The organism is Anaerosolibacter sp. (assembly GCF_029240175.1).
In the GTDB taxonomy this organism is placed as follows: domain Bacteria; phylum Bacillota; class Clostridia; order Peptostreptococcales; family Thermotaleaceae; genus Anaerosolibacter.
Genome location: NZ_JARBTM010000005.1, coordinates 83,448 through 103,387, shown reverse-complemented (window position 1 = coordinate 103,387; position 19,940 = coordinate 83,448). Strand labels below are relative to the sequence as shown.

The following is a 19,940-nucleotide window of genomic DNA, read 5'->3' as shown; positions in this document are numbered from 1 at the left end:
TTCACTTTTTATGATACAACTTGCTTCAAATGTTCGATAGATATACTGGTTCCAAGGCTGTTCAATTTCTGTACAAGCTTTGGAATGATCTCATAAATATCACCTTTTAGGGCATAGTGAGCTACCTTAAAGATTGGTGCGTTTTCATCTTGATTAATGGCAATGATGCATTCCGAATTGTTCATCCCAGCAACAAACTGAATTGCTCCTGAAACACCACATGTAATAATCAATCTTGGTTTTACGGTTCTACCGCTAAGTCCGATTTGTTTTCTAGGGTCCGTCCAGCCTGCCTCGATCAACGGGCGTGTACTTGCTACATGGGCACCCAAAATATCTGCCAATTTGTGGATCATGTCCAGATCTTCTTGTTTCTTTATACCTCTTCCAGCCACAATCACAACCTCTGCGTCCTCAATGCTCATCTCTTTTTCTTTTTGTTTTACATCAAGTACTGTGATTTTTGATGCCAGTGCTTCCTTGCCAATTTCACAGACTGTTATTTTTCCTGTAGGACTTTCTATTCTTTCAGGTGCTGAAAATATCTTATATCTAACTGTCGCAAATTGTGGTCTATGATTTGGTGTGTAGATATGCGCCATAATATTTCCGCCGAATGCCGGTCTAATCTGGTCTAAATCTGTGTTTTCCTGAACCCCTAATATTGTACAGTCCGCTGTAAGACCTGTTCTAAATCTTGCCGCTACCCTTGGTGCAAGGGATCTTCCCACGGTGGTTCCCCCAACCAATACGATGGTTGGCTGTAAATTCTGAATAAAATCTTCAAACACTGCTGTATATGGCTCTATTCTAAAATCCTTTAGGGCTTCATCATCATAAACGAATACCTCATCTACACCATAATGGAGAAGCTCATTGGCTCTTTCTTTGATCTCATGACCCATAAATACACAATAAACAGGGTGATTTATTTTTGCAGCCAATTCCTTTGCTTTTCCAATTAATTCTAATGTAACTGGATGGATCTCTCCTTCCACATGGTCTACATAGACAGCTATGCCCTTCCATTTGCTTTTATCTATACCTAAAACTTCCTCTTCTACCCATTCAAATACTCCAGATCCTTTTTTGATACAGATCTTACACATTTTGCAAGCAGCATTTATAGACAAATATTGGTTATCATATTCTATCGCACTAAAGGGGCAAAGTTTTACCAATTCCTCAGGGCTTGTTATCTTATCTTGATGAATAATTATTTTCGCCATACTATTCCCTCCTATACAAATTTTAGTTCTTTTAATTTTGTTAACAATCGATCGGCAAGGTCTTCCCCTGTGCCTTCCCACATTTCATGATCGGTATTTGCTTCTGGCGGGAATATTTTTAAAACCTGGGTTGGTGATCCATTTAAACCGTAATTCTTTTCGTTTTGATCTTCGAAGTCATTCATGCTGTAGAAAGGAATTTCTTTATCCTTGGTAGCCATCTTTAATTTAAAGGATGGCAGCCTTGGTTGGAAAATACCCTTTTCCACAGTAATCAAGCATGGAAACTTTACATCTGCCACTTCGATGGTGTTCGGCATATCCATCTCAACAACAATGGACTCTTCCTTTAGCTCAACAATTCTTCTTACATTTGCCACATGGGGTATACCAAGAAACTCTGCCATTTCAGGTCCCACCTGGGCAGTATCTCCATCTGTCGTCTGCTTTCCACAGATGATCAAATCAATATTCCCCATTTTCTTAACCCCTTGAGATAAGGTATACGCCGTTGCCAACACATCGGCACCTGCAAACTTCCTATCCGTTAGTAATGCACCGTTGTCAGCACCCATCATGAATGCTTCCTGAATAATCTCAGCCGCTTGAGGTGGTCCCATGGTGATCACATTGACTTTAGCGCCTTTTTCTTCTTTCATTTTCAATGCTGTTTCAATCGCATATAGATCATATGGATTGAGCTTTGAATCAATGCCGTCCCTCTTTAATACACCTGTTTTTTCGTCTACTTCTACCTCAGAAGTCCCAGGCACCTGCTTAATACAGACAAGTATTTCCATTGAATATCCTCCTTTTATTTTGTGGTATTATGGTCTTACCAATTTTCTTTTTTAAAGAAGTGCTCTGCAGCACTTGAGATAAATGATAAAGTTTCATTTCTATGGAAGCCCTCGAGTAAACATTTATTGCTAAATTAGGGAATTGAGCATATCTCTATCCAAAGAATTCAAGGGATGGGGCTGCCAACAGAATTTTTATTTTTGATAACGCTTTCCCATTGGCTATATCTAACAGGTATTCATTCACCTTCACACCCCTTCGTTTCATATGATGAATTCCTGTTAAAAATTTTACCCCATATTCACAGTAATGGTACTATGGTAATACCACTTTTAAATAAAATATCATAATATTAATAATATTTCTATAATTGTTTATTAATTAACAGATTTATCTTTCATAAAATAATTCAATTCATTGGTTTACCTTGCAATTTTTATTCGTTGACAAAAAAAAAATCTATTTACTCTATTCTGTCATCATTCTTTGTCTTAAAAATAACAAAACCACCCAGTAACCTACTGTGTGGTTTTAATTTGTTTTGTTTATTCGGTTTCCAAGTCCTTCATACTATCGATAACTGATTGGAAATGGGCTTGCATGGCTCTATATGCACGGTCTGGATCTTTGGCAATGATTGATGCACATATTTCCTGGTGCTGTTGGAGCAATAGATTTCTTTCTTTTCTCCAGTTGATGATCCTTACTCTTGCTTCCTTTATAAATGATTCCATTAATGTGGAGATCGCATTTAATACACTTAGAATAAGATAATTTCCTGTGATTTCTGCAATCTTATAATGAATTTCTTTATCGATGATCGTACTTTCATTTTCATCCTTCGCCTCTGCAAGGGCCTGAATCAGCTCATTTAAAACATCCATATCTTCCTGTTCAATTCTCTCTGCTGCAATCCTTGCAGCTTCATTCTCAATGATAATTCGAAGCTCTAAGATGTCCAAAGACTTACCTTGATGAATCTTAAACATAACAGATAAAGGTTCAAAAAGGCTTTTTTCCATACTAGCTGTAATAAAATTCCCCTCGCCTTGTCGACTCTCAATGGTTCCTATAATCTCCAATACCCGCAGGGCCTCTCGAATGGATGTCCTGCTGACACCCAAAGTCTCTGCCAGTTCCCTCTCTGCAGGCAGTTTATCCCCCTTCTTTAGGGTTCCATCCATAACCATGACCTGGATCTGTTCAATTACATGCTGATAGACTTTTTTACTCTTTATTGGTGTAAACATGTAAACTTACCTCTTTCGCCCGCAAAATTTAAAGCTATTCCTAACTATTCTTATTGTATCATAAAAAGCTATTCGTCCATATATATCTTGATAGAATTAAGTCTATCATACTGGCCCCTCTGATTCAACTAATTGTATAATTCCAAATAGATTTATTTTATAATAATGGTTTTAATTTTTGTTGTTCTAAATTTCTCCAATGCCATAGCATCAAGCTACTTTGCTTTGGCTCCTGTAGCACCATAGCTCTTCATAATTCCTTTCATGCCACCAGTAGCTTCTATTTTGCCATCATCCATTACCCATATGGCCTCTGTTCCTTCCAAACTTTCAATAAGGGCTTTCGCCTCTGGAAACGGCATTAAAAACACTGCCGTGGACAAGGCATCTGCTACCCCAGAATCTTCAGAAAGCACAGTTACTGCACGATAATAATCACCTGGCATAAGGGTACTTGGATCAATCAGATGATGTATTACCTTTCCATCCACGATATAATATCTTTGGTAATCTCCACTGCTAACTACAGAAGCATTGTTCACAAAAATGGTATCCAGCATATTTTCCTCATCAAAAACCACCGCTCGATCAGGACTTTGGATGCCTACACCCCATCTTTCGCGAACCCCATCAAGAGGCTTACCCAGCACACGGATATTTCCACCAGCACTAATAATGCCGGAACCAAAGCCCGCTTCCATGATTTCCCTGGCTACAATCTCAGTGGCATATCCCTTTGCAATAGCACCAACATCAAGGCTCATCCTTCCATCGGCTAAATATACAGTGCTGTTTTCCACATCTACAATAATCTTGTTTATATCCATGTGTTTTGAAGCTTCTGAAAGCTCCTCCATGGAAGGGATTTTGGCATTTCGGGGGTCATAGTTAGCCTCATCACGATACCTATGCCATATCTCAAGAACTGAACCCATGGCAATGTTGGTCCTTCCATCGGTTTTGATATACCAGTCCTTCGCAAAAAGTATGAGGTCTATGATTTCTTTTTCTACTTTCACTGGTCTGATTCCTGCATAATCATTGATGGTTTTGATATTATTTATCCCGTCATAATCATTATATTTATCGTAAAGCATGTGAAGCTCTTCAAAACGTTGATGAATCTTTTGTATATGCCCCTTAAACTCTTCCTCTGTTTCTGTATAACCAACGACTTGTGTCATGGTATCGAATGTATCGAAAAAACTCTCGCTATATTTAGTATACTTTGGCTGACACCCATTTAAGAATAACCCACTCAACCCTATAATGATCAGCATAATTACCTTTTTTTTCATATTCATCACCTACTTTTATCCTATCAAAAAGGAAATAAGAATTCAAATACATATAAGAACGCTATACTAGAGTCATCTCCTAAATATTGAAAACTCCCCCATTAACATGAGGGAGTTTATCAGATGTTATTATTTCGCGTTGTCAAAGGCCTCAGCTACAGCTTCCGTATAATGCTCAACAGATACGGTTACAGAAGATGTAAGCTCTGGAATATCTGGCACTGCTGGATGGGCTTCATCCTTTGCCTTTGTCTTCATGCCTTGGATTTCTTCAACTGTCTTTCCTACCATCCACTTCTCAAGCTCGGCTATCTGCTGGAACCACTCTTTTCCAATGGTAGAAGCCTTAACCATGCCGTATTCCATACCAAGCTCAACCTTCGTTTTGTATTCAGCATTCTTATCAGAAGTTACTTTACCATCTTTGTCATATTGGATTTTTGTTTGGGCATTGTCAATCACAACACCTACTACTTTGCCGTCTTTATCGAAAGCTGCTGCTGCCATTACTGTATCCACCTGGGCAAGAGGAAGAACCTCCTTACCATCTTGTGTAGCAAGACCCTTAGACTTTCCAATAGCAATATTGTGTCCAAGACCTAATTTCTCTGCACCGCTTCCAATTTCAACAGCATTGTTATATGCTTCTTCCAATGCACCTACATAATCCTGAATTGTGATCGTAACTGTAGATGCAAGTTCTGGAACATCAGGTACTGCAGGATGGGCTTCATCTCTCTGCTTTGTCTTCATTGCTTTAATTTCATCCAGTGTCTTTCCAATCATCCACTTTTCAAGCTCTGCAGCTTGCTCATACCACTCTTTGCCGATGCTGGAAGCTTTAATCATTCCATATTCACCAGCGAGTTCAACCTTTGTTTTATACTCACCCTTTGGATCAGATGTTAATTGTAGCTTGTTATCAAAATTGACTTTTGTCTGGGCATTGTCTATTGTCACAGAAACAACCTTTCCATCTTTGTCAAAGGCTGCTGCAACAATTACAGTGTCAACTTGGCCAAGTGGAAGAACTTCCTTACCATCCTTATCTGTACCAAGATCCTTCGATTTAGCAATTGAAGTACTGTGGCCGATACCCATTTTTACGATACCTGTATCACTAGCCGCCGGTGCTTCCGGTGCTGCTGGCGCAGGTGTCTCAGTTGTAGTCGGAGCTGGTGCTGAACAGCCTACGACTAAGGAAAGCGTTAACATAAGTACTAAAAAAATCGATAGTGCTTTTTTCATGGTTCCCCCTCCAATTTTTAAAATATAATATGTACTACGATTTAATCATAACACATTGTTTAAAAATAAACAATATTATTGGAAGTAAAAGTTTATTTATGAAATAATACCCATTGTTTGAAGATAATCTTTATCCTTTTAAAATTATTTATAATATAGTTTTTCCAATGCTTGTATATATGCAATTAAAATTTAGAATCAAAATCAAAATAATGATCACTATAGATTTCAGTCAAAAAATAAATAAAAAATTCACACACTCTATCGTTAAACAAATCAACCCGAGTGTGTGAATTCAAAGTATTATTCTGCTTTGTTGCTTATTTCTTCCACAAGCTTCTTAAAATATCTACTATTCTCAATGATGTCAGGTCCTTGCTTAAACAAGCCGCCTCCTATCAAGAATATGACATCTTTTCCATATACCTTTAAGGATTCCGGAATACTTTGAAGGCTCATTCCCCCGGCTGGACATGGGAAAATAGGCTTTAATTGTCCCATAGGCAGCATACTTGCCCTTGCAATTCCTTGACACTCTTCTCTGCTAAAGGAAAATCTCCCCCCAAAATTCGGATAAACAGTACCATCAGCCCCTGCCAAGCGTGGAATCTGACCAAACAGTACCTGATGGGAAAGACCACTGTCTCCAAGGACATAACTGCCTTGAAAAGCAGGGTGACTCATGACGGGCAGCCCAATATCATCGTTCTCGGCCACAGCTCTCATGGCATCCAGTCCTGTAAGGCCCGGGGCAATCAATAGACCGCCTGCACCCAAACTTTTGGCAAGCCTTCCTCTATCAAGAACTTCCCCGTAGGGCGCTGTGATATTTGGCATATAAATGCTTCGATTTCCCGTCTCATGATTGGCCCTATGTACTGCCTCAGCACATAGCTTCACCCTTTCTTCAAATGTTGAAAAGGATTGATTGGAGAGACCATGATCGTCTTTTATGATATCAATCCCGCCAAGAGCAAATTTATAAGCAAGCTCCGCAAGTTCTTCATTGGTAAGGCCCATGGGCTTCAATGCTGTAAAGAGTAGTGGACGCTCCGCCACACCCAACAGTCTTCTCAGTCCTTCCCTGCCAAAACGAGGTCCCTTGAAATCATTCAGTATTGAATCTGGAAGATCTAAACCTAGAACCTTTATACCAGGTTTGATACTGATATTTCCAAATACCACATTTAGCAGCTGGGTCAACTCGTTGGCGGCACAGTCTACAGGATAGCTTATCTCTACACAAAAGCTCTCACTGTCATAGGCTTCAAAGGATTCTATCCTTCCCACAATATGATCAGCAATTACGCCCTGTGGCACTAGTTCTTCAGGAAACTCTACTGTCTGCTCAAGACAGATATCCTTTGCTTTGTCATAGGCTTCTTTCTCGCTCCCTAAAATTCTATAGTTAACCCTAAACCGCTCACTGGGCAAGGCTAGTTTGCTCATACCTGAAAAAAACATGTTATAGACCCCTTTCAATTATGTTACAGTGCTTCTGCTTTTGCCTTGCTGTGAACCTCTACAATAAATGCTTCCGTTAACTCATCCTCATTGATATTCAACTCTCTGCCTATCATTCTTTCAATTTCGTTTATTAAAGCTATGGCGTCCAAACCATATTCTTTCATTAAATACTGCTTGCTGGCTCCATGGACAAAGGTGTCCTTAATACCGATCCTGGTCAATTTTTTTCCCATGCCTGCTTCTGCCATTTTTTCAGCAACAATCGTTCCCAGACCCCCTATGATAGAGTGGTTCTCCATGGTAATTACACCGTATTTTGATCCAGCAATGGCTTCCATGATAGCTGGATCATTGAATGGCTTGAGGGTTGTGACATGTCTGTGATGGATCGATATGCCTCTTGACTTCAATGCATTTGACGCCCGTAGTGCCTCTTCCGTACAAATTCCGCTGGTCAAGAGAACAATGTCTTCCCCTTCGCTGACGAGTCTTGATTTTCCAAGTTCCATTGCCTCTGATGCAGGGAAAAGACGTGGTATTTCTCCCCGGAGCATTCTGATATAAACAGGACCGTCTATACTATTTGCTACATCCAAGACAGATTCTACATCTGTTGCATCCCCACACTCAAGAATGGTCATATTGGGCAGTGACCTCATAACCGATATATCCTCTATTGCTTGATGGGTTGCTCCACCCGGTGTCATAATTCCAGGCAGAAATCCAAACATGATCACCGGTAGGTTTGGATAAGCAATGGACATGGCAATCTGATCATATGCCCTTCTATAGATGAAAACAGCAAAGGTATGAATAAATGGTTTATAACCTTCCCTAGCAAGTCCCCCTGCAAAGCTCATCATATTCTGCTCAGCGATTCCCATAGAGAAAAAGCGTTGGGGATAGGTATCTCTGAATGCATCAATTTCTGTAGAACTTGTTAAATCTGCGGAAAGTACCACTACCTCTGGTTTATCAGCTGCCCATTTTACTAGATGTTTTGCATGAACCTTAGATAATATCTCCATTTAGCTTCCCTCCTTGCCCAGCGAAATCCGCCATATTATGAAAGACCGTTCTGTACTGTTCCCGTTCTTCCTCGTTATTAAATCGTACATAATGAAGCTTAGGAATCCGATTTTTCAAAATATCTACTCCTCTGCATGGGTCTGTATCACAGAGGACGAAGGTAGGTCTTCCATCGGGCTTAAGCTTTCCTAATTCTGCTAAAGCATTCACATCATGGCCATTGATTCTAAAGACTCTCGCTCCAAATGACTCCAGCCGTTTATCAAAGGGTTCGATATTCATGACAGTTGTGGTTTTTCCATCACACTGATATCCATTAATATCTACATAGGCCAACATATTATCGAGCTTATGATAAGACATGGCTTGTACAGCCTCCCAGAATTGACCTGATTGGCATTCTCCATCGGATAGGAATACAACCACTCTACCAGTTTCATTTTTCATCTTTCTACCTAATGCAATTCCTGCAGCCTGGCTGATTCCTTGTCCCAGTGAGCCCGTCATAATTTCCATCCCTGGAGAATGGTCAGCACCAATCATCTCTACGACGCTGCCATCCTTATTAAACGCATCTAATCCTTTGACATCCATGCGGCCCGCTTCAATAAGGGCAGCATACAATACCAATGAATAATGGGTCGGTGACAAAAAGAATCTATCGTATTCTGGTGCCTTTATGCCGTGAAAGGCTGATCCTGTAAGATGGTTGGGATTTTCAGGACCTGGTACGCCTAGAAATGATCCAGGCAGCAAAGGCTGCTCAGGCATTCCCATATGTAAAACATCTAAATATAAGGTTGCAAATATTTCCGCTGCTGAGCAAGCTTGACTGAGATAACCACCATTGTTTTTTATGGTATGCTCCATTACCCTGTGTCTGATGCCTTCTGCAGCTTGATAAATCCTTTGCTGTAAAGGCGTCATTTGTTCATCTGTTTTATTTTTCATCATTTGTTTCACTCCTATTTATTAAACATGGTGGATAAACTCTCGTGATACGGTGGATAAGCGATACCTTTTTCTGTAATGATGGCTGTAATCAATCCATGGTCTGTTACGTCAAAGCAAGGATTATATGCCTTCACACCAGCCGGTGCCATTGGTTTTTCATACCATTTTGAAGTAATTTCCTCATCACTGCGAAGTTCGATATGAATCTTTTCACCATCACTACAATTCATATCGATAGTAGATAGAGGTGCACAAACGTAAAAAGGAATTTGATAGTGCTTGGCCATAATCGCAACCCCAGAGGTTCCTATTTTGTTGGCAACATCCCCATTGGCGGCGACACGGTCACAGCCTACCAACACGGCTTGTATACGACCTTCCTTCATAACGATGGATGCCATATTGTCACAAATCAGCGTTACATCCACACCAGCTTCCTTTAACTCCCAGGCAGTCAATCGAGCACCCTGCAGCAGGGGTCTCGTTTCATCTGCATATACCTTAAAGTCATATCCCTTGGCATGTCCCAAATAGATTGGTGCCAAAGCAGTGCCATATTTCGCTGTTGCTATGGTACCTGCATTGCAATGGGTAAGTATTCCCCACCCTGGCTCCAAAAGGGAAAGGGCATAATTCCCGATGGCCTCACACACCTTTTCATCCTCAATACGAATTTTTTCAGCCTCTTCTCTGAGGGATGTCTTGATTTGTTCTATAGCTTTACCTTCCTCCCTCTTTAGTCGTGCTTCCATTCGATCAAGAGCCCAAAAAAGATTCACAGCAGTAGGTCTAGAAGAGCCTAGATAGGTCTTTACCTTTTTAAACGCTTCATACAATTCCTCATAAGTAGCTGCATCACAATCCTTAATGCCCAAGTAAGCACCATAGCCTGCTGCGATGCCTATGGCTGGTGCACCTCTTACTCTTAGGGAATGAATAGCCTCCCATAAATCCTCTATTTTATGAATCTCTAAGAATTTTTTCTCGTTTGGCAGCAGCGTTTGATCAAGAATGATCAATACATCCTTTTCATCATCCAACCGTACTGATTGAACAACTGTAGCACCTGCCTCCATGTATTTTTCCATTTTTGCACCTTCCTATTGAAACCATATTTTAATTACTTTATTTTTTCTTCCCAATTCTTCACAATATCCATAAAGTCTCTACCGCTTTTTAATGTTCCACGCTGGAGTATAAAAGTCTTTCCGATGGAGAGACAGATTTTTTCTGCCCGAGCTCTTTTTTCTAAATTCTCAATAGAAGTGATATCCTTCACATGGGCAATCCCTAAAATTCTACGACACAATTCACAGCCTGCCACAGCCGCCGTATCTCGAAGGATATTATCGAGATAATAGCTGTCGAATCCTTTATACTTTGAGGTTCTCTCAGTTCCGTGTTCTTTCCATAACGCCATAAACTTTTGAACAAATAGATCCATCACTTGAATGATCGTCTCTTCCAACCATCCCTTATAATCCATCTTCTGCTGCTGATCTTCTAAGGCTGCCTCCGCATGTTCATAGGCAAAAATCAAATTGGCAATCACATTCCCTACATCGTAGCCTGCAGGTCCATAAAATGCAAATTCTGGGTCTATCACCTTGGTGGAATCTTCCTTAATAAAAATGGATCCCGTATGTAAATCTCCATGGAGCAATGATTGGGCATTTGTCATAAATTCAAACTTCAGTTTGGCGGTTTCTAGAAGAAGGGTCTCATCAGCCCAAAGTTCTCTCTTCGCATATTCCCTAGTGGCTGAAAATACGTCGTTTCTAGAGCAGTCAAAAAAAGGTTCAGTGTAGACAAGATCCTCCGTAATCTCACATAGTTCGGGATTAATAAAGTTCTTTACGAGGGCTTTCTTTGCCTTGTGATCCATCACCACATCCGAGGTTAAGAGCAGTGTCCTTGCCATAAAGGTGGTGATATGGTCTGCAAAGAGGGGAAATTTTTTATATTCCATTAAAGCTTTACGCATAATGACATGATCCGATAAATCTTCCATGATACAACAATTCATGATTGGATCATATTTAAAAACTTTAGGAACAAACCCCTCTGCCAATTGATATTGAAGCTGAAGTATTTCACTCTCAATTCGATTACGGTCTGGCGACACCTTGAATTCTTCTGAAATTCTAGCACAGGGTCCTGCTTGCTTAAGTATAATAGATTTCCCGGATTTTTCATCTGCAATCCTAAAGACATAGTTGAGGTTTCCATCCCCAATCTCCTTACAGCTTAGCACTGCATCGAAATCAAAGCAATTCAACACATCCTTTGCGTATTCAAGGACATCTGCTTCCTTCATCGTAAAATAACCCTTAGAAAACTTTGACATAATATCCCCCCAAGCTTATCTTCTTTGGCTCATATAACTATATTGTATTATAATTATTTCTCATTTTCTATATTGAATACAGTGATGGAAGTATTATTTGCTTATCAACTGAATGCTATAACAATAGAACAAGACACTCTGTATCCCTTTTGAGGATTTAGAGTGTCTACCACAGTCATAATTTTGTTTATACTATCGCTCTTACTTGATGATTAATGCTACAGCAAAGGTAACAACAAATGTCATATTCATCACCACAAAATTTTTAACTGCTACGATAAAAGTATCTTTTTTGCTCTGTTTTTCATAAAAAATCTTTATATGCTTATTCACAAGGACAAAAGTGACTAACGTAATTGCAGTAACCAAAGGCGCTACCCCTAGCACTAATAATATAATCAAAGCAATATATCCGATATAATACAACGCTCTGAAAATTTTCAATGAAGAATTTTTTCCGATAAAAATTGGCAGGGTATACCTTTTGTTTTCAATATCATCTTCGATATCACATATGTTATTTGCAAGCATAATATTAGATATTCCAACCGTTGACGGCAAGGATATGAGAAATATGAATAGCATTTCCAGCAGATTCATATCTAGGCTGATTCTCCCCCCATCAAAGGCGATATTGACTACATTCAAATCAAACACATGAATATATATGGCAATAAAAGGGATGATAAATCCCATGAATCCACCTGAGAAAATCTCTCCGAACGGCGTACGGGATATGGGAATAGGGCCAAAGGAATAAAGTACCCCAATCCCAAAGGATACTACCCCCAAGATTAATACTGTAATGTTTGTATTTAAAAACAATAAGAGCCCAAATACAATAGCCGTCCCTAAAAGAATAAAGATCACAGCCAATGCTGTAGATTCTTTTAGGTTATGGCTCACCATGGCATTATGGCTTTCATATCCATAACCATGCTTTTTCTTTGCCTTTTTAAAATCCTGATAATTATTGATGGCTGTTGTGGCCATATCTATACACAATAGTGATACAAGCATCAGCAGGAAATTTTTAAGATTAAACGTATCAAATCGATATACAGCATAAAAGGTACCAAGTAAGAAGGGAATGATACTTGCTACCTTTGTTTGAATTTCTACTAGTTTTAAAAAGCTGTCGATTGTCATATATAGAACTCCTTTCCCTGTTATCATGAAGTAGTTGTACCCTTAAAATTTTATCATGAACAGATGGAATAATCAAAGTTATTATCATTTATGCCGCATCTAATGTTTTCTTTGCAATGCACTGAACATGGAAAGCATCTATCTCATTCGATAAATGCTCTCTATTACCTCTCATGGCACTATTGATGACTATCTTGTTTTCCTACATTTTTAATATTCTGCTGCATCGGCAGCCATTGATAGTGTAATGTTTAGATTTCCGTTCCTGCACCGCAGTGCATCAAGGAATTCTTTTTGCTTCACATTTTCATTTAGTGACACCATATACACAAGCTCATAAAGACTTCCTAAATCTGTGGTCTTTACTTTTCTAAGGTCGTGGCTTATTGTAAATTTTTCAAATACCTCATCAAATGCGCCTTCATAATCTAAGTCCTCTGGGATAATTATTTTCAACAGTTTCTGAGAAAATTTCTTCCCTCCAAAATTCGTGAAATGTAACGTGGCCATTAAAAGACATAGGACTGTGGTAAACAAGATAGCGTACCCGTAAAGCTCTGTTCCGCATGCCAGCCCTGTGGCCATGGTAAGCAAGACGTATGCGATATCCTTTGGATCTCCAGGGGCGCTTCTAAACCGGATGATAGAGAATGCGCCTGCCAAGCTGAATGCCCTTGCTACGTTACTTCCAATCAAAAGAATAATGATAGCGATCACTGTAGGTACAAGGATTAGTGTGAGTGAAAAGTTCTGAGAATAGGCAATTTTATTGCTGGTCTTCATATAAGTTAAGCTAATCAGTCCTCCTAAAAGGAACGATACAGCGATTGTAAGGATTGCGCTGCTTAAAGATATTGAGCCACTCGCTGATGTTGTGTTGAATATTGTTTCAATCATGGTTTTCTTTCTCCTTTCAATATAAATGTTTGTTTTTCCTTAATTCCATTTTAAGAATGAAACCTTAAAGGAAGCTTAAATATTTCAGGAGAATATTATAATTCTCAGATTCCTCACATTTAAGGTTGTTTTAAGGATTGCCATGATATAATACTAATGCGAAAGAGGAAATAAAATCCGAGGTGATATCATGCGCATACTATTGGTAGAAGACGAACTTCATTTGGCAGAAGCATTGGTTCAAATATTAAAGAAGAACCATTATTCTGTCGATGCAGTCCATGATGGGGAATCTGGATTAGATAATGCTTTGTCTAATATCTATGACTTAATCATATTAGATATCATGCTTCCAAAGGTGGATGGTATCAGCGTATTGCAAAACATAAGAAAAGAAGGACTCACAACACCAGTTATACTCCTCACTGCAAAGGGGGAAGTTTCCGATAAGGTAACCGGTTTGGACAGCGGCGCCGATGATTATTTGGCAAAACCATTTGCAACTGAAGAACTGTTGGCAAGAATACGAGCCATGACAAGACGAAAAGGAGAGATCATCGTAGATAGCGCCTTGAAATACGGGGATATCGAATTGAATACCTCAATCTTAAAGTTATCAAAGGACAATAAAGAGGTTAAACTCACTTTAAAAGAAAGCGAGCTTTTTGCGTTTCTTGTTTTGCGGAAAGGGCTTGTGTCCTCCAAAGAATTGATCATCGAAAAACTTTGGGGTTTTGATGCTGAGGTAGAGCATAATCATGTGGAAGTATATATTTCTTTTTTAAGAAAAAAATTGACTTTCTTAGAATCAGCTGTGTCAATACAAACCGTCCGGGGGATCGGCTATGTATTAGAGGGGGAAAGATAGATGTTTAAACAACTTAGAAATAGATTTCTTATCCTGAATCTGGTCATTATTTCTGTCATGATGATCATTGCCTTTGCATCCATCTATCTAATTACCTACAACAATGTATCGAGGGATATTTCTATGGAACTTCATAAGGTTTCTGATATGAAGCGTAAATCCAATATGGATATTGACACAGCACCGCCTAATGATTTTAATATGGGACAACCTTCATCAGATTACGATCGTCCTCAGCCACCAGATCGATCAGTCTCTTTTACCCTAGTGACTGATCCACAATGGAATACGATGAAAATCATATCCATCTTCGATATGGATGATAGCTTCTATGAAGCTGCCAAAAATGCCGCTCTCTCCTCTGCGTCCAGTACAGGCAAGTTCAAATTAGAAGATAATCATTGGGCATTTATCATAAAGACTTTTCCAGAGGGCTTTCGAATAGTTTTCTTAGATATTACTGCCCGGCAAGCAATTCTAACGAATCTTATTTATACCTTCTGTGTTGTTGCAGTGATTATGCTGATTGTTATTTTCTTTATCAGTAGATTCTTCGCAAATAAATCTATACAACCCATACAGGAATCCTTTGATAAACAGAAACAATTTATTGCTGATGCATCTCACGAGTTAAAAACCCCTTTAGCTGTCATCAATACCAATGTCGATGTACTCTTATCTAATGGGGAAGATGCTATTTATCAACAATCAAAATGGCTTTACTACATCAAATCCGAAGCTGAAAGAATGACAAAGCTGACAAATGATCTTCTGTACCTGACGCAAGTGGATTATTCCGATATAAAAATGATTTTTACAGATTTTAATCTCAGCGAATTGGTTGAAAATGTCATATTGACCATGGAAGCTGTATTCTTCGAAAGCAATGTTTCATTAAAATACGATATAGAACCACACTTGATGATCCATGGTAATCGTGAACAGATTCAGCAAGCAGCTATGATTCTTCTGGACAATGCTATAAAATATACCAACCCTAAAGGAATCATCGATATATCGTTGAAAAAGCACCATAAGCATATCGTATTATCTGTTTCCAATACCGGTGAAGGAATTTCATTAGAACATATTCACAGGGTCTTTGACAGATTTTATCGCCCCGATAAATCCCGCGTTCGCCAAACGGGGGGCTATGGTCTAGGACTAGCTATTGCCAAAACAATCATAAATCAGCATAATGGGAAAATATCAGTAAAAAGTATTCCAAATGATATAACTACCTTTCATGTTGAGTTACCCGATATACACTAAAAATAAAACCACTGAAAAAACTCAGTGGTTTTATTTTTAGTGTATATTCTATGATTTTGTAACTGTTTTTCATCCTATGTATATGATGTACTGGGACAAATCCCCTTTGTCCTACATTTAAACCCTTCTTTTTTCCTACCCGCTCACGCGGGTAGCTTTTTTGTTTGCCTTTCGATAAAATTAGCACCTATTTAAATTTTCAAATAATCCGAATCTTATTAGTTATACTGTCAAAGGTATTCCTATTTTTGTGATAAATATTCTCTTCATCCCCTACAACGATAGTTCTTGATGAAATCTCTTATCGAGAAAGGCTTGTTTTTCTCTCATATGCTTTTGATACTCCTCTTCGCTTAATATCCCCGCTGCTTTTAAACGATCAAGCATATCAATTACCTGAATACATAGCAAGATCAACTCATCTTCCAAACGGGTTAGCACATCCTCCATGTATTCAGTCCTCCTTATGATAATTTTCAGAATATTATTATACATTTGTAACTATTCTAGACTTTTTTAAAATTTCCTTTATACTTACAGCATATTTTAAAGAATATTCTATCGACCTCATGGCTTTAGCCAGCACCTAACATCTATAAATGCTCCCATAACCCATCTCGTCGCAATATTATATTCGTATACTAACTCTTTGTTTTTCTCAAGTAGATTGATTAGTTCACAGATCTGCATCCCATGTTCTATCCCCACGGGTTCTCGTATGAACAATATGCCCTCCTTATTTAGATTTTCAATCAATTGTTTTAAGATGGGCATGCGATAATCTGCCGGAAAATCGTGTAGCGCATAGTGAATGATTATTTTATCATAGCCGCCTTCTTCTATCTGATCCGTGAAATCATGGATTAGAAGCCCTTTGGCTAATTTATATTTCCATAGCTTTTTTTCAGCAAGCTTTAACCATCTGCTGGATATATCTCCATAGATCAATTGGCCATCATTCAGTCGATGTGCTACTCGTTTCGCAATGAATCCGCTACCCGAACAGTAATCCAATACTTTTTCATTCCCTTTTATACCTAAATAGGTTACAAAATTGGTATAGTATCTTTGCAGCAATGTATACCCTAATGATTCCGTCAGCAAAATTTCAAGTTTTGAAGGCTTAAATACATATTCTCTATGGACGGTCATGAATTTTCCCCTGCCTTTCTATACAATGAAAGGGAGAAACATCTTTGTTTTTCTCTTGTACATCATATATTCCTCACCGAATTCAGTGAGCATATCCCGTTCTTCTTTTTTGGCTAGTCTGTAATACATCCTAGCAATAAATGGCCACATGATCAGCATTGGTAAAGTGGCCCACTGAATAATCATTCCTAAGGTTAATAACATAAACCCTGTGTATTGGGGATGACGAATATATCTGTATACACCTGTTTTTACAACCTTTCCTTTGCCTTTCTGCAATGACCAGTATTTATGATAGATATTATACCAACCATTACCAATGACAAATAATGCGATGGTAGAAAGTATAATATTTATATACATCCCTGTATATCCTATCTGATGAAACAGTGTATGCCCCCATAAAACTCCCTCGGGTAAGTTTCTTCCAATGATCCAGGATACCAAGTACATGCTCATAGGAATACCATGCATTTCAATGGCAAAGGCCAAAACAAAAGCCATATATGCCGTGGCAGGCTTTCTATCCATCTTTCTATAAAAGGGTACAAACAAAAGTGCTAATCCATATATAACGGTAAAAAACAGCACCGCTCCCCATTGGTGATAATGACTCTGAAAAGTTTCCATTTCATATAACCTCCTTTTTTACTTGATTTCAGTGTACTATATCTCAAATAAAAAAAATCCTAACCAAGGTTAGGGTATTGGTTAGGTTTTTAACAATTTTTATGTTATTTCACCAAGCTTTTTTGCTTTTTGAATAGCCTGTACTCTATTTTTCACTTCTAGCTTTCCAAAAATATGATTCGTATGCCATTTTATTGTCCCAATACTGATAAACAATATCTTACTAATCTCTTCATTGGTTTTGCCCGCGGCTATAAGGTTCATGATTTCTTTTTCCCTTGCAGTCAGCATGGAATCTACCCTGACTATGTCTATGGCTTTTACGTTCTTATGTATCATGGAATAAAACCTCTCATCTGTTTCTTGTAGTATTGCTGTGGTATGGAGGGGCAATGCACAAAAACAGCCACAGATCCCATAGTCTTTATAGATTTGTATCGCTTCCTTTAAATAATAAACTGCCATTTTTTTATTTTTTTCCAAATAATACAATTCAGCCAGCTGGAGCATTGTCATTTGTATATGGGGGATCATTCCAATATACTTTAGATTCTCCAGTCTTTTTTCAATATCTTGAATACGAATCATATGGCTAAAGCCCTTCAGCTTTAGGTAAACAAGGGACTCAATGATGATAGAATGACTGTCAATTCCACTTTTTCCAAACTCCAATTCAAATTTCTCTATATCCACTTCAACCAGATGCAATCCACCTTTTTCAGCTGTAAAAACCTTGAACATAGATATCAACAAATCCGTCTGCCTGTAATTCATCTTTTCAAAGGTCAGGATCATTTCATTTTTTAACTGCTCCATAGCCAAAGTATCCGATGTCACGTAATACGCTTTAAAAAGATATAATTCTATCAGTCCATGCATATGAAATAAGCCTAGTTGATCAATGCTATCCTTCGCCAAGGCTAGATGCTTGATAGCCAAATGGGGTCTATTCATCTCATAATAGCACATACCTAGGGGAAGATGTATAGCATTTACGTACGTCTGCATTTCTTCCGTATAGCTGCTTGCCATAAAGAGTTCTTCTTTACATTTATCTACTACAAACTCGAATTCACCAAGCTTATATCGATTCAAAAGTTCATTTATCATTGCGATCAAAGCTAAGAAATGATGATTTAATCTTTGAAATATCCCACGAGATGCTGAAAACATTTCAGAAGCCAAACGATATTGGTTCGTATTGGCCAGCATTTGTCCGTAGGTTAACTTAGCATTCCCCATATAAAAGCTTGTTTTTTCTTTTGAAAGTATATCAATGGATAGCTTGGCATAACGAAGCCCTTCTGTAGGATTCATCATATACCCAATCATTGCCTTCAGCGAATAAAATAAAGAACTTTCTTCCGGACCTTTCAAAGCCATTTCATCGATGTCCCGAATGATTAAAAACAGATTGCCATGATCGCCACTCAAGAACGCCATCCATGCCAGCATTATTTTGGGCGTTAATTTCTTTGTTTCTGAATAATCAACATTTTTAAGGGTTTTATAATACTTTGAAATATCAGGCGTTGAAAAAAATTCAATGATGTGATTTTCCATAAAAATGTAAAGCTCCTGTAGGGATCTCTTATCAATAAGATCCTCTAATTCCATCTGTAATCTATTTTTTTCTATCAAATTATCTCACCCCTGAAAATGTTCTATAAACCCTTTTGCATCACTGTTAACAAAAGGAAAGGACCTGCATCAGCAAAGAAATGTACAATCATAGCTGGCAATAAACCATCTTTATAATAAACATAGCACAATACCAATCCATAAGAAAAGGCAATAAAAAATCCTGGATGATTTAAGCCAAAGAAAATACTAGATAAAATAGCCCCTATAGCTACTATACGGTTAGTATCAATTTTAAAACTTCTGAGAATCAAAACAAATAAAGGCATAAGAAATACACGATAAACAATCTCTTCCTGTATAGCAGCCCTTACAGATAGAGCTATCGCATCCACAGGAGTCAATGTCTCCATAAAAGGCATCCATTGAAGAACCTGATCTCTGCTAATAAAGTAAATGCTCATGTTCACAAATGTGCAAAGTGCTCCAATAACAATTGTTCTTTTTGTGTCAGAAGACTTCTTCCAAATTGCAATCTCCAGTTTATTACTTACTTGTATGCCCAAGATAATTGTAATGCTAATAACCATTATTTCAAATAAAATAATCTCAAATATAGATGATTGATGTTGCATTATTAATACTGGCTTTAAAATAATGGCTGATGCAACAAGTACGATGAGCATGCTCACAAATCTCGATACATATGCCCTTTGATCCACTTTTCAATCACGCTCCTTACTCTGTGTTGATTCTCTAAGGAAGAAA

19 protein-coding genes are annotated in these 19,940 nt (G+C 38.3%); 2 read left to right on the top strand and 17 right to left on the bottom strand.

Annotated features, from left to right (window positions below; translation table 11 throughout):
• Positions 1–8 precede the first annotated feature (8 nt).
• The 12 genes from K0R93_RS04460 to K0R93_RS04405 form a co-directional block, all read right to left on the bottom strand.
• Positions 9–1,229: an electron transfer flavoprotein subunit alpha/FixB family protein gene (locus tag K0R93_RS04460; RefSeq protein ID WP_300298150.1), complete on the bottom strand. Its 1,221-nt coding sequence runs from the start codon at positions 1,227–1,229 to the stop codon at positions 9–11.
• 11 nt (positions 1,230–1,240) lie between these two features.
• Positions 1,241–2,029: an electron transfer flavoprotein subunit beta/FixA family protein gene (locus K0R93_RS04455; RefSeq protein ID WP_300298146.1), complete on the bottom strand. Its 789-nt coding sequence runs from the start codon at positions 2,027–2,029 to the stop codon at positions 1,241–1,243.
• 546 nt (positions 2,030–2,575) lie between these two features.
• Positions 2,576–3,280, bottom strand: a complete 705-nt coding sequence (locus K0R93_RS04450; protein ID WP_300298143.1) for a FadR/GntR family transcriptional regulator — start codon at positions 3,278–3,280, stop codon at positions 2,576–2,578.
• A gap of 215 nt (positions 3,281–3,495) precedes the next feature.
• Positions 3,496–4,578, bottom strand: a complete 1,083-nt coding sequence (locus tag K0R93_RS04445) for an FAD:protein FMN transferase (protein ID WP_300298140.1) — start codon at positions 4,576–4,578, stop codon at positions 3,496–3,498.
• Between the two features lie 129 nt (positions 4,579–4,707).
• On the bottom strand, positions 4,708–5,826 hold the full coding sequence (locus K0R93_RS04440) for a hypothetical protein (RefSeq protein ID WP_300298137.1): 1,119 nt from the start codon (positions 5,824–5,826) through the stop codon (positions 4,708–4,710).
• 303 nt (positions 5,827–6,129) lie between these two features.
• Positions 6,130–7,290, bottom strand: a complete 1,161-nt coding sequence (locus tag K0R93_RS04435; protein WP_300298135.1) for a RuBisCO large subunit C-terminal-like domain-containing protein — start codon at positions 7,288–7,290, stop codon at positions 6,130–6,132.
• A 23-nt stretch (positions 7,291–7,313) separates the two neighbouring features.
• The gene (locus K0R93_RS04430) at positions 7,314–8,321 is read right to left on the bottom strand and encodes a transketolase family protein (protein WP_300298132.1); all 1,008 of its coding nucleotides are present in this window, start codon (positions 8,319–8,321) and stop codon (positions 7,314–7,316) included.
• Positions 8,305–9,276: a transketolase gene (locus K0R93_RS04425; protein ID WP_300298130.1), complete on the bottom strand. Its 972-nt coding sequence runs from the start codon at positions 9,274–9,276 to the stop codon at positions 8,305–8,307. The genes K0R93_RS04430 and K0R93_RS04425 overlap by 17 nt, the downstream gene beginning before the upstream one ends.
• Before the next feature lie 11 nt (positions 9,277–9,287).
• Positions 9,288–10,364 (bottom strand): S-methyl-5-thioribose-1-phosphate isomerase, encoded by a 1,077-nt coding sequence (gene mtnA, locus K0R93_RS04420; RefSeq protein ID WP_300298127.1) that lies wholly within the window; start codon positions 10,362–10,364, stop codon positions 9,288–9,290.
• A 32-nt stretch (positions 10,365–10,396) separates the two neighbouring features.
• Positions 10,397–11,623, bottom strand: a complete 1,227-nt coding sequence (gene mtnK / locus K0R93_RS04415; protein WP_300298125.1) for an S-methyl-5-thioribose kinase — start codon at positions 11,621–11,623, stop codon at positions 10,397–10,399.
• 201 nt (positions 11,624–11,824) lie between these two features.
• A complete protein-coding gene (locus K0R93_RS04410; protein WP_300298122.1) occupies positions 11,825–12,772 on the bottom strand; it encodes a prenyltransferase in 948 nt (315 codons plus the stop codon).
• Positions 12,773–12,982: 210 nt separating this feature from the next.
• The gene (locus K0R93_RS04405; RefSeq protein ID WP_300298119.1) at positions 12,983–13,669 is read right to left on the bottom strand and encodes a DUF4956 domain-containing protein; all 687 of its coding nucleotides are present in this window, start codon (positions 13,667–13,669) and stop codon (positions 12,983–12,985) included.
• A gap of 190 nt (positions 13,670–13,859) precedes the next feature.
• Between K0R93_RS04405 and K0R93_RS04400 the strand changes: the two genes are divergently transcribed.
• A complete protein-coding gene (locus K0R93_RS04400; protein WP_300298116.1) occupies positions 13,860–14,537 on the top strand; it encodes a response regulator transcription factor in 678 nt (225 codons plus the stop codon).
• The gene (locus K0R93_RS04395; protein ID WP_300298114.1) at positions 14,538–15,809 is read left to right on the top strand and encodes a sensor histidine kinase; all 1,272 of its coding nucleotides are present in this window, start codon (positions 14,538–14,540) and stop codon (positions 15,807–15,809) included.
• A gap of 273 nt (positions 15,810–16,082) precedes the next feature.
• Here K0R93_RS04395 and K0R93_RS04390 read toward each other — a convergent pair whose 3' ends face one another.
• The 5 genes from K0R93_RS04390 to K0R93_RS04370 all read right to left on the bottom strand — a co-directional run bounded on the left by K0R93_RS04390 (position 16,083) and on the right by K0R93_RS04370 (position 19,894).
• Positions 16,083–16,259 carry a hypothetical protein gene (locus K0R93_RS04390; protein ID WP_300298111.1) on the bottom strand — a complete coding sequence of 59 codons (177 nt, stop codon included), beginning with the start codon at positions 16,257–16,259 and terminating at the stop codon, positions 16,083–16,085.
• Between the two features lie 117 nt (positions 16,260–16,376).
• A complete protein-coding gene (locus K0R93_RS04385; protein WP_300298108.1) occupies positions 16,377–16,961 on the bottom strand; it encodes a class I SAM-dependent methyltransferase in 585 nt (194 codons plus the stop codon).
• Between the two features lie 18 nt (positions 16,962–16,979).
• On the bottom strand, positions 16,980–17,591 hold the full coding sequence (locus K0R93_RS04380) for a methyltransferase family protein (protein WP_300298105.1): 612 nt from the start codon (positions 17,589–17,591) through the stop codon (positions 16,980–16,982).
• A gap of 99 nt (positions 17,592–17,690) precedes the next feature.
• Positions 17,691–19,232 (bottom strand): response regulator transcription factor, encoded by a 1,542-nt coding sequence (locus K0R93_RS04375; RefSeq protein WP_300298102.1) that lies wholly within the window; start codon positions 19,230–19,232, stop codon positions 17,691–17,693.
• Positions 19,233–19,255: 23 nt separating this feature from the next.
• The gene (locus tag K0R93_RS04370; RefSeq protein ID WP_300298099.1) at positions 19,256–19,894 is read right to left on the bottom strand and encodes a CPBP family intramembrane glutamic endopeptidase; all 639 of its coding nucleotides are present in this window, start codon (positions 19,892–19,894) and stop codon (positions 19,256–19,258) included.
• Between the last annotated feature and the right edge of the window lie 46 nt (positions 19,895–19,940).

What these genes read in the sequence shown, in the direction of transcription:
- K0R93_RS04400 (WP_300298116.1), top strand. Translation starts at nt 13,860, where the DNA reads ATGCGCATACTATTGGTAGAAGACGAACTTCATTTGGCAGAAGCATTG.
- K0R93_RS04440 (WP_300298137.1), bottom strand. Translation starts at nt 5,826, where the DNA reads ATGAAAAAAGCACTATCGATTTTTTTAGTACTTATGTTAACGCTTTCC.
- K0R93_RS04435 (WP_300298135.1), bottom strand. Translation starts at nt 7,290, where the DNA reads ATGTTTTTTTCAGGTATGAGCAAACTAGCCTTGCCCAGTGAGCGGTTT.
- K0R93_RS04425 (WP_300298130.1), bottom strand. Translation starts at nt 9,276, where the DNA reads ATGATGAAAAATAAAACAGATGAACAAATGACGCCTTTACAGCAAAGG.
- K0R93_RS04395 (WP_300298114.1), top strand. Translation starts at nt 14,538, where the DNA reads ATGTTTAAACAACTTAGAAATAGATTTCTTATCCTGAATCTGGTCATT.
- K0R93_RS04405 (WP_300298119.1), bottom strand. Translation starts at nt 13,669, where the DNA reads ATGATTGAAACAATATTCAACACAACATCAGCGAGTGGCTCAATATCT.
- K0R93_RS04390 (WP_300298111.1), bottom strand. Translation starts at nt 16,259, where the DNA reads ATGGAGGATGTGCTAACCCGTTTGGAAGATGAGTTGATCTTGCTATGT.
- mtnK (WP_300298125.1), bottom strand. Translation starts at nt 11,623, where the DNA reads ATGTCAAAGTTTTCTAAGGGTTATTTTACGATGAAGGAAGCAGATGTC.
- K0R93_RS04445 (WP_300298140.1), bottom strand. Translation starts at nt 4,578, where the DNA reads ATGAAAAAAAAGGTAATTATGCTGATCATTATAGGGTTGAGTGGGTTA.
- K0R93_RS04380 (WP_300298105.1), bottom strand. Translation starts at nt 17,591, where the DNA reads ATGGAAACTTTTCAGAGTCATTATCACCAATGGGGAGCGGTGCTGTTT.
- K0R93_RS04385 (WP_300298108.1), bottom strand. Translation starts at nt 16,961, where the DNA reads ATGACCGTCCATAGAGAATATGTATTTAAGCCTTCAAAACTTGAAATT.
- mtnA (WP_300298127.1), bottom strand. Translation starts at nt 10,364, where the DNA reads ATGGAAAAATACATGGAGGCAGGTGCTACAGTTGTTCAATCAGTACGG.
- K0R93_RS04430 (WP_300298132.1), bottom strand. Translation starts at nt 8,321, where the DNA reads ATGGAGATATTATCTAAGGTTCATGCAAAACATCTAGTAAAATGGGCA.
- K0R93_RS04460 (WP_300298150.1), bottom strand. Translation starts at nt 1,229, where the DNA reads ATGGCGAAAATAATTATTCATCAAGATAAGATAACAAGCCCTGAGGAA.
- K0R93_RS04450 (WP_300298143.1), bottom strand. Translation starts at nt 3,280, where the DNA reads ATGTTTACACCAATAAAGAGTAAAAAAGTCTATCAGCATGTAATTGAA.
- K0R93_RS04455 (WP_300298146.1), bottom strand. Translation starts at nt 2,029, where the DNA reads ATGGAAATACTTGTCTGTATTAAGCAGGTGCCTGGGACTTCTGAGGTA.
- K0R93_RS04410 (WP_300298122.1), bottom strand. Translation starts at nt 12,772, where the DNA reads ATGACAATCGACAGCTTTTTAAAACTAGTAGAAATTCAAACAAAGGTA.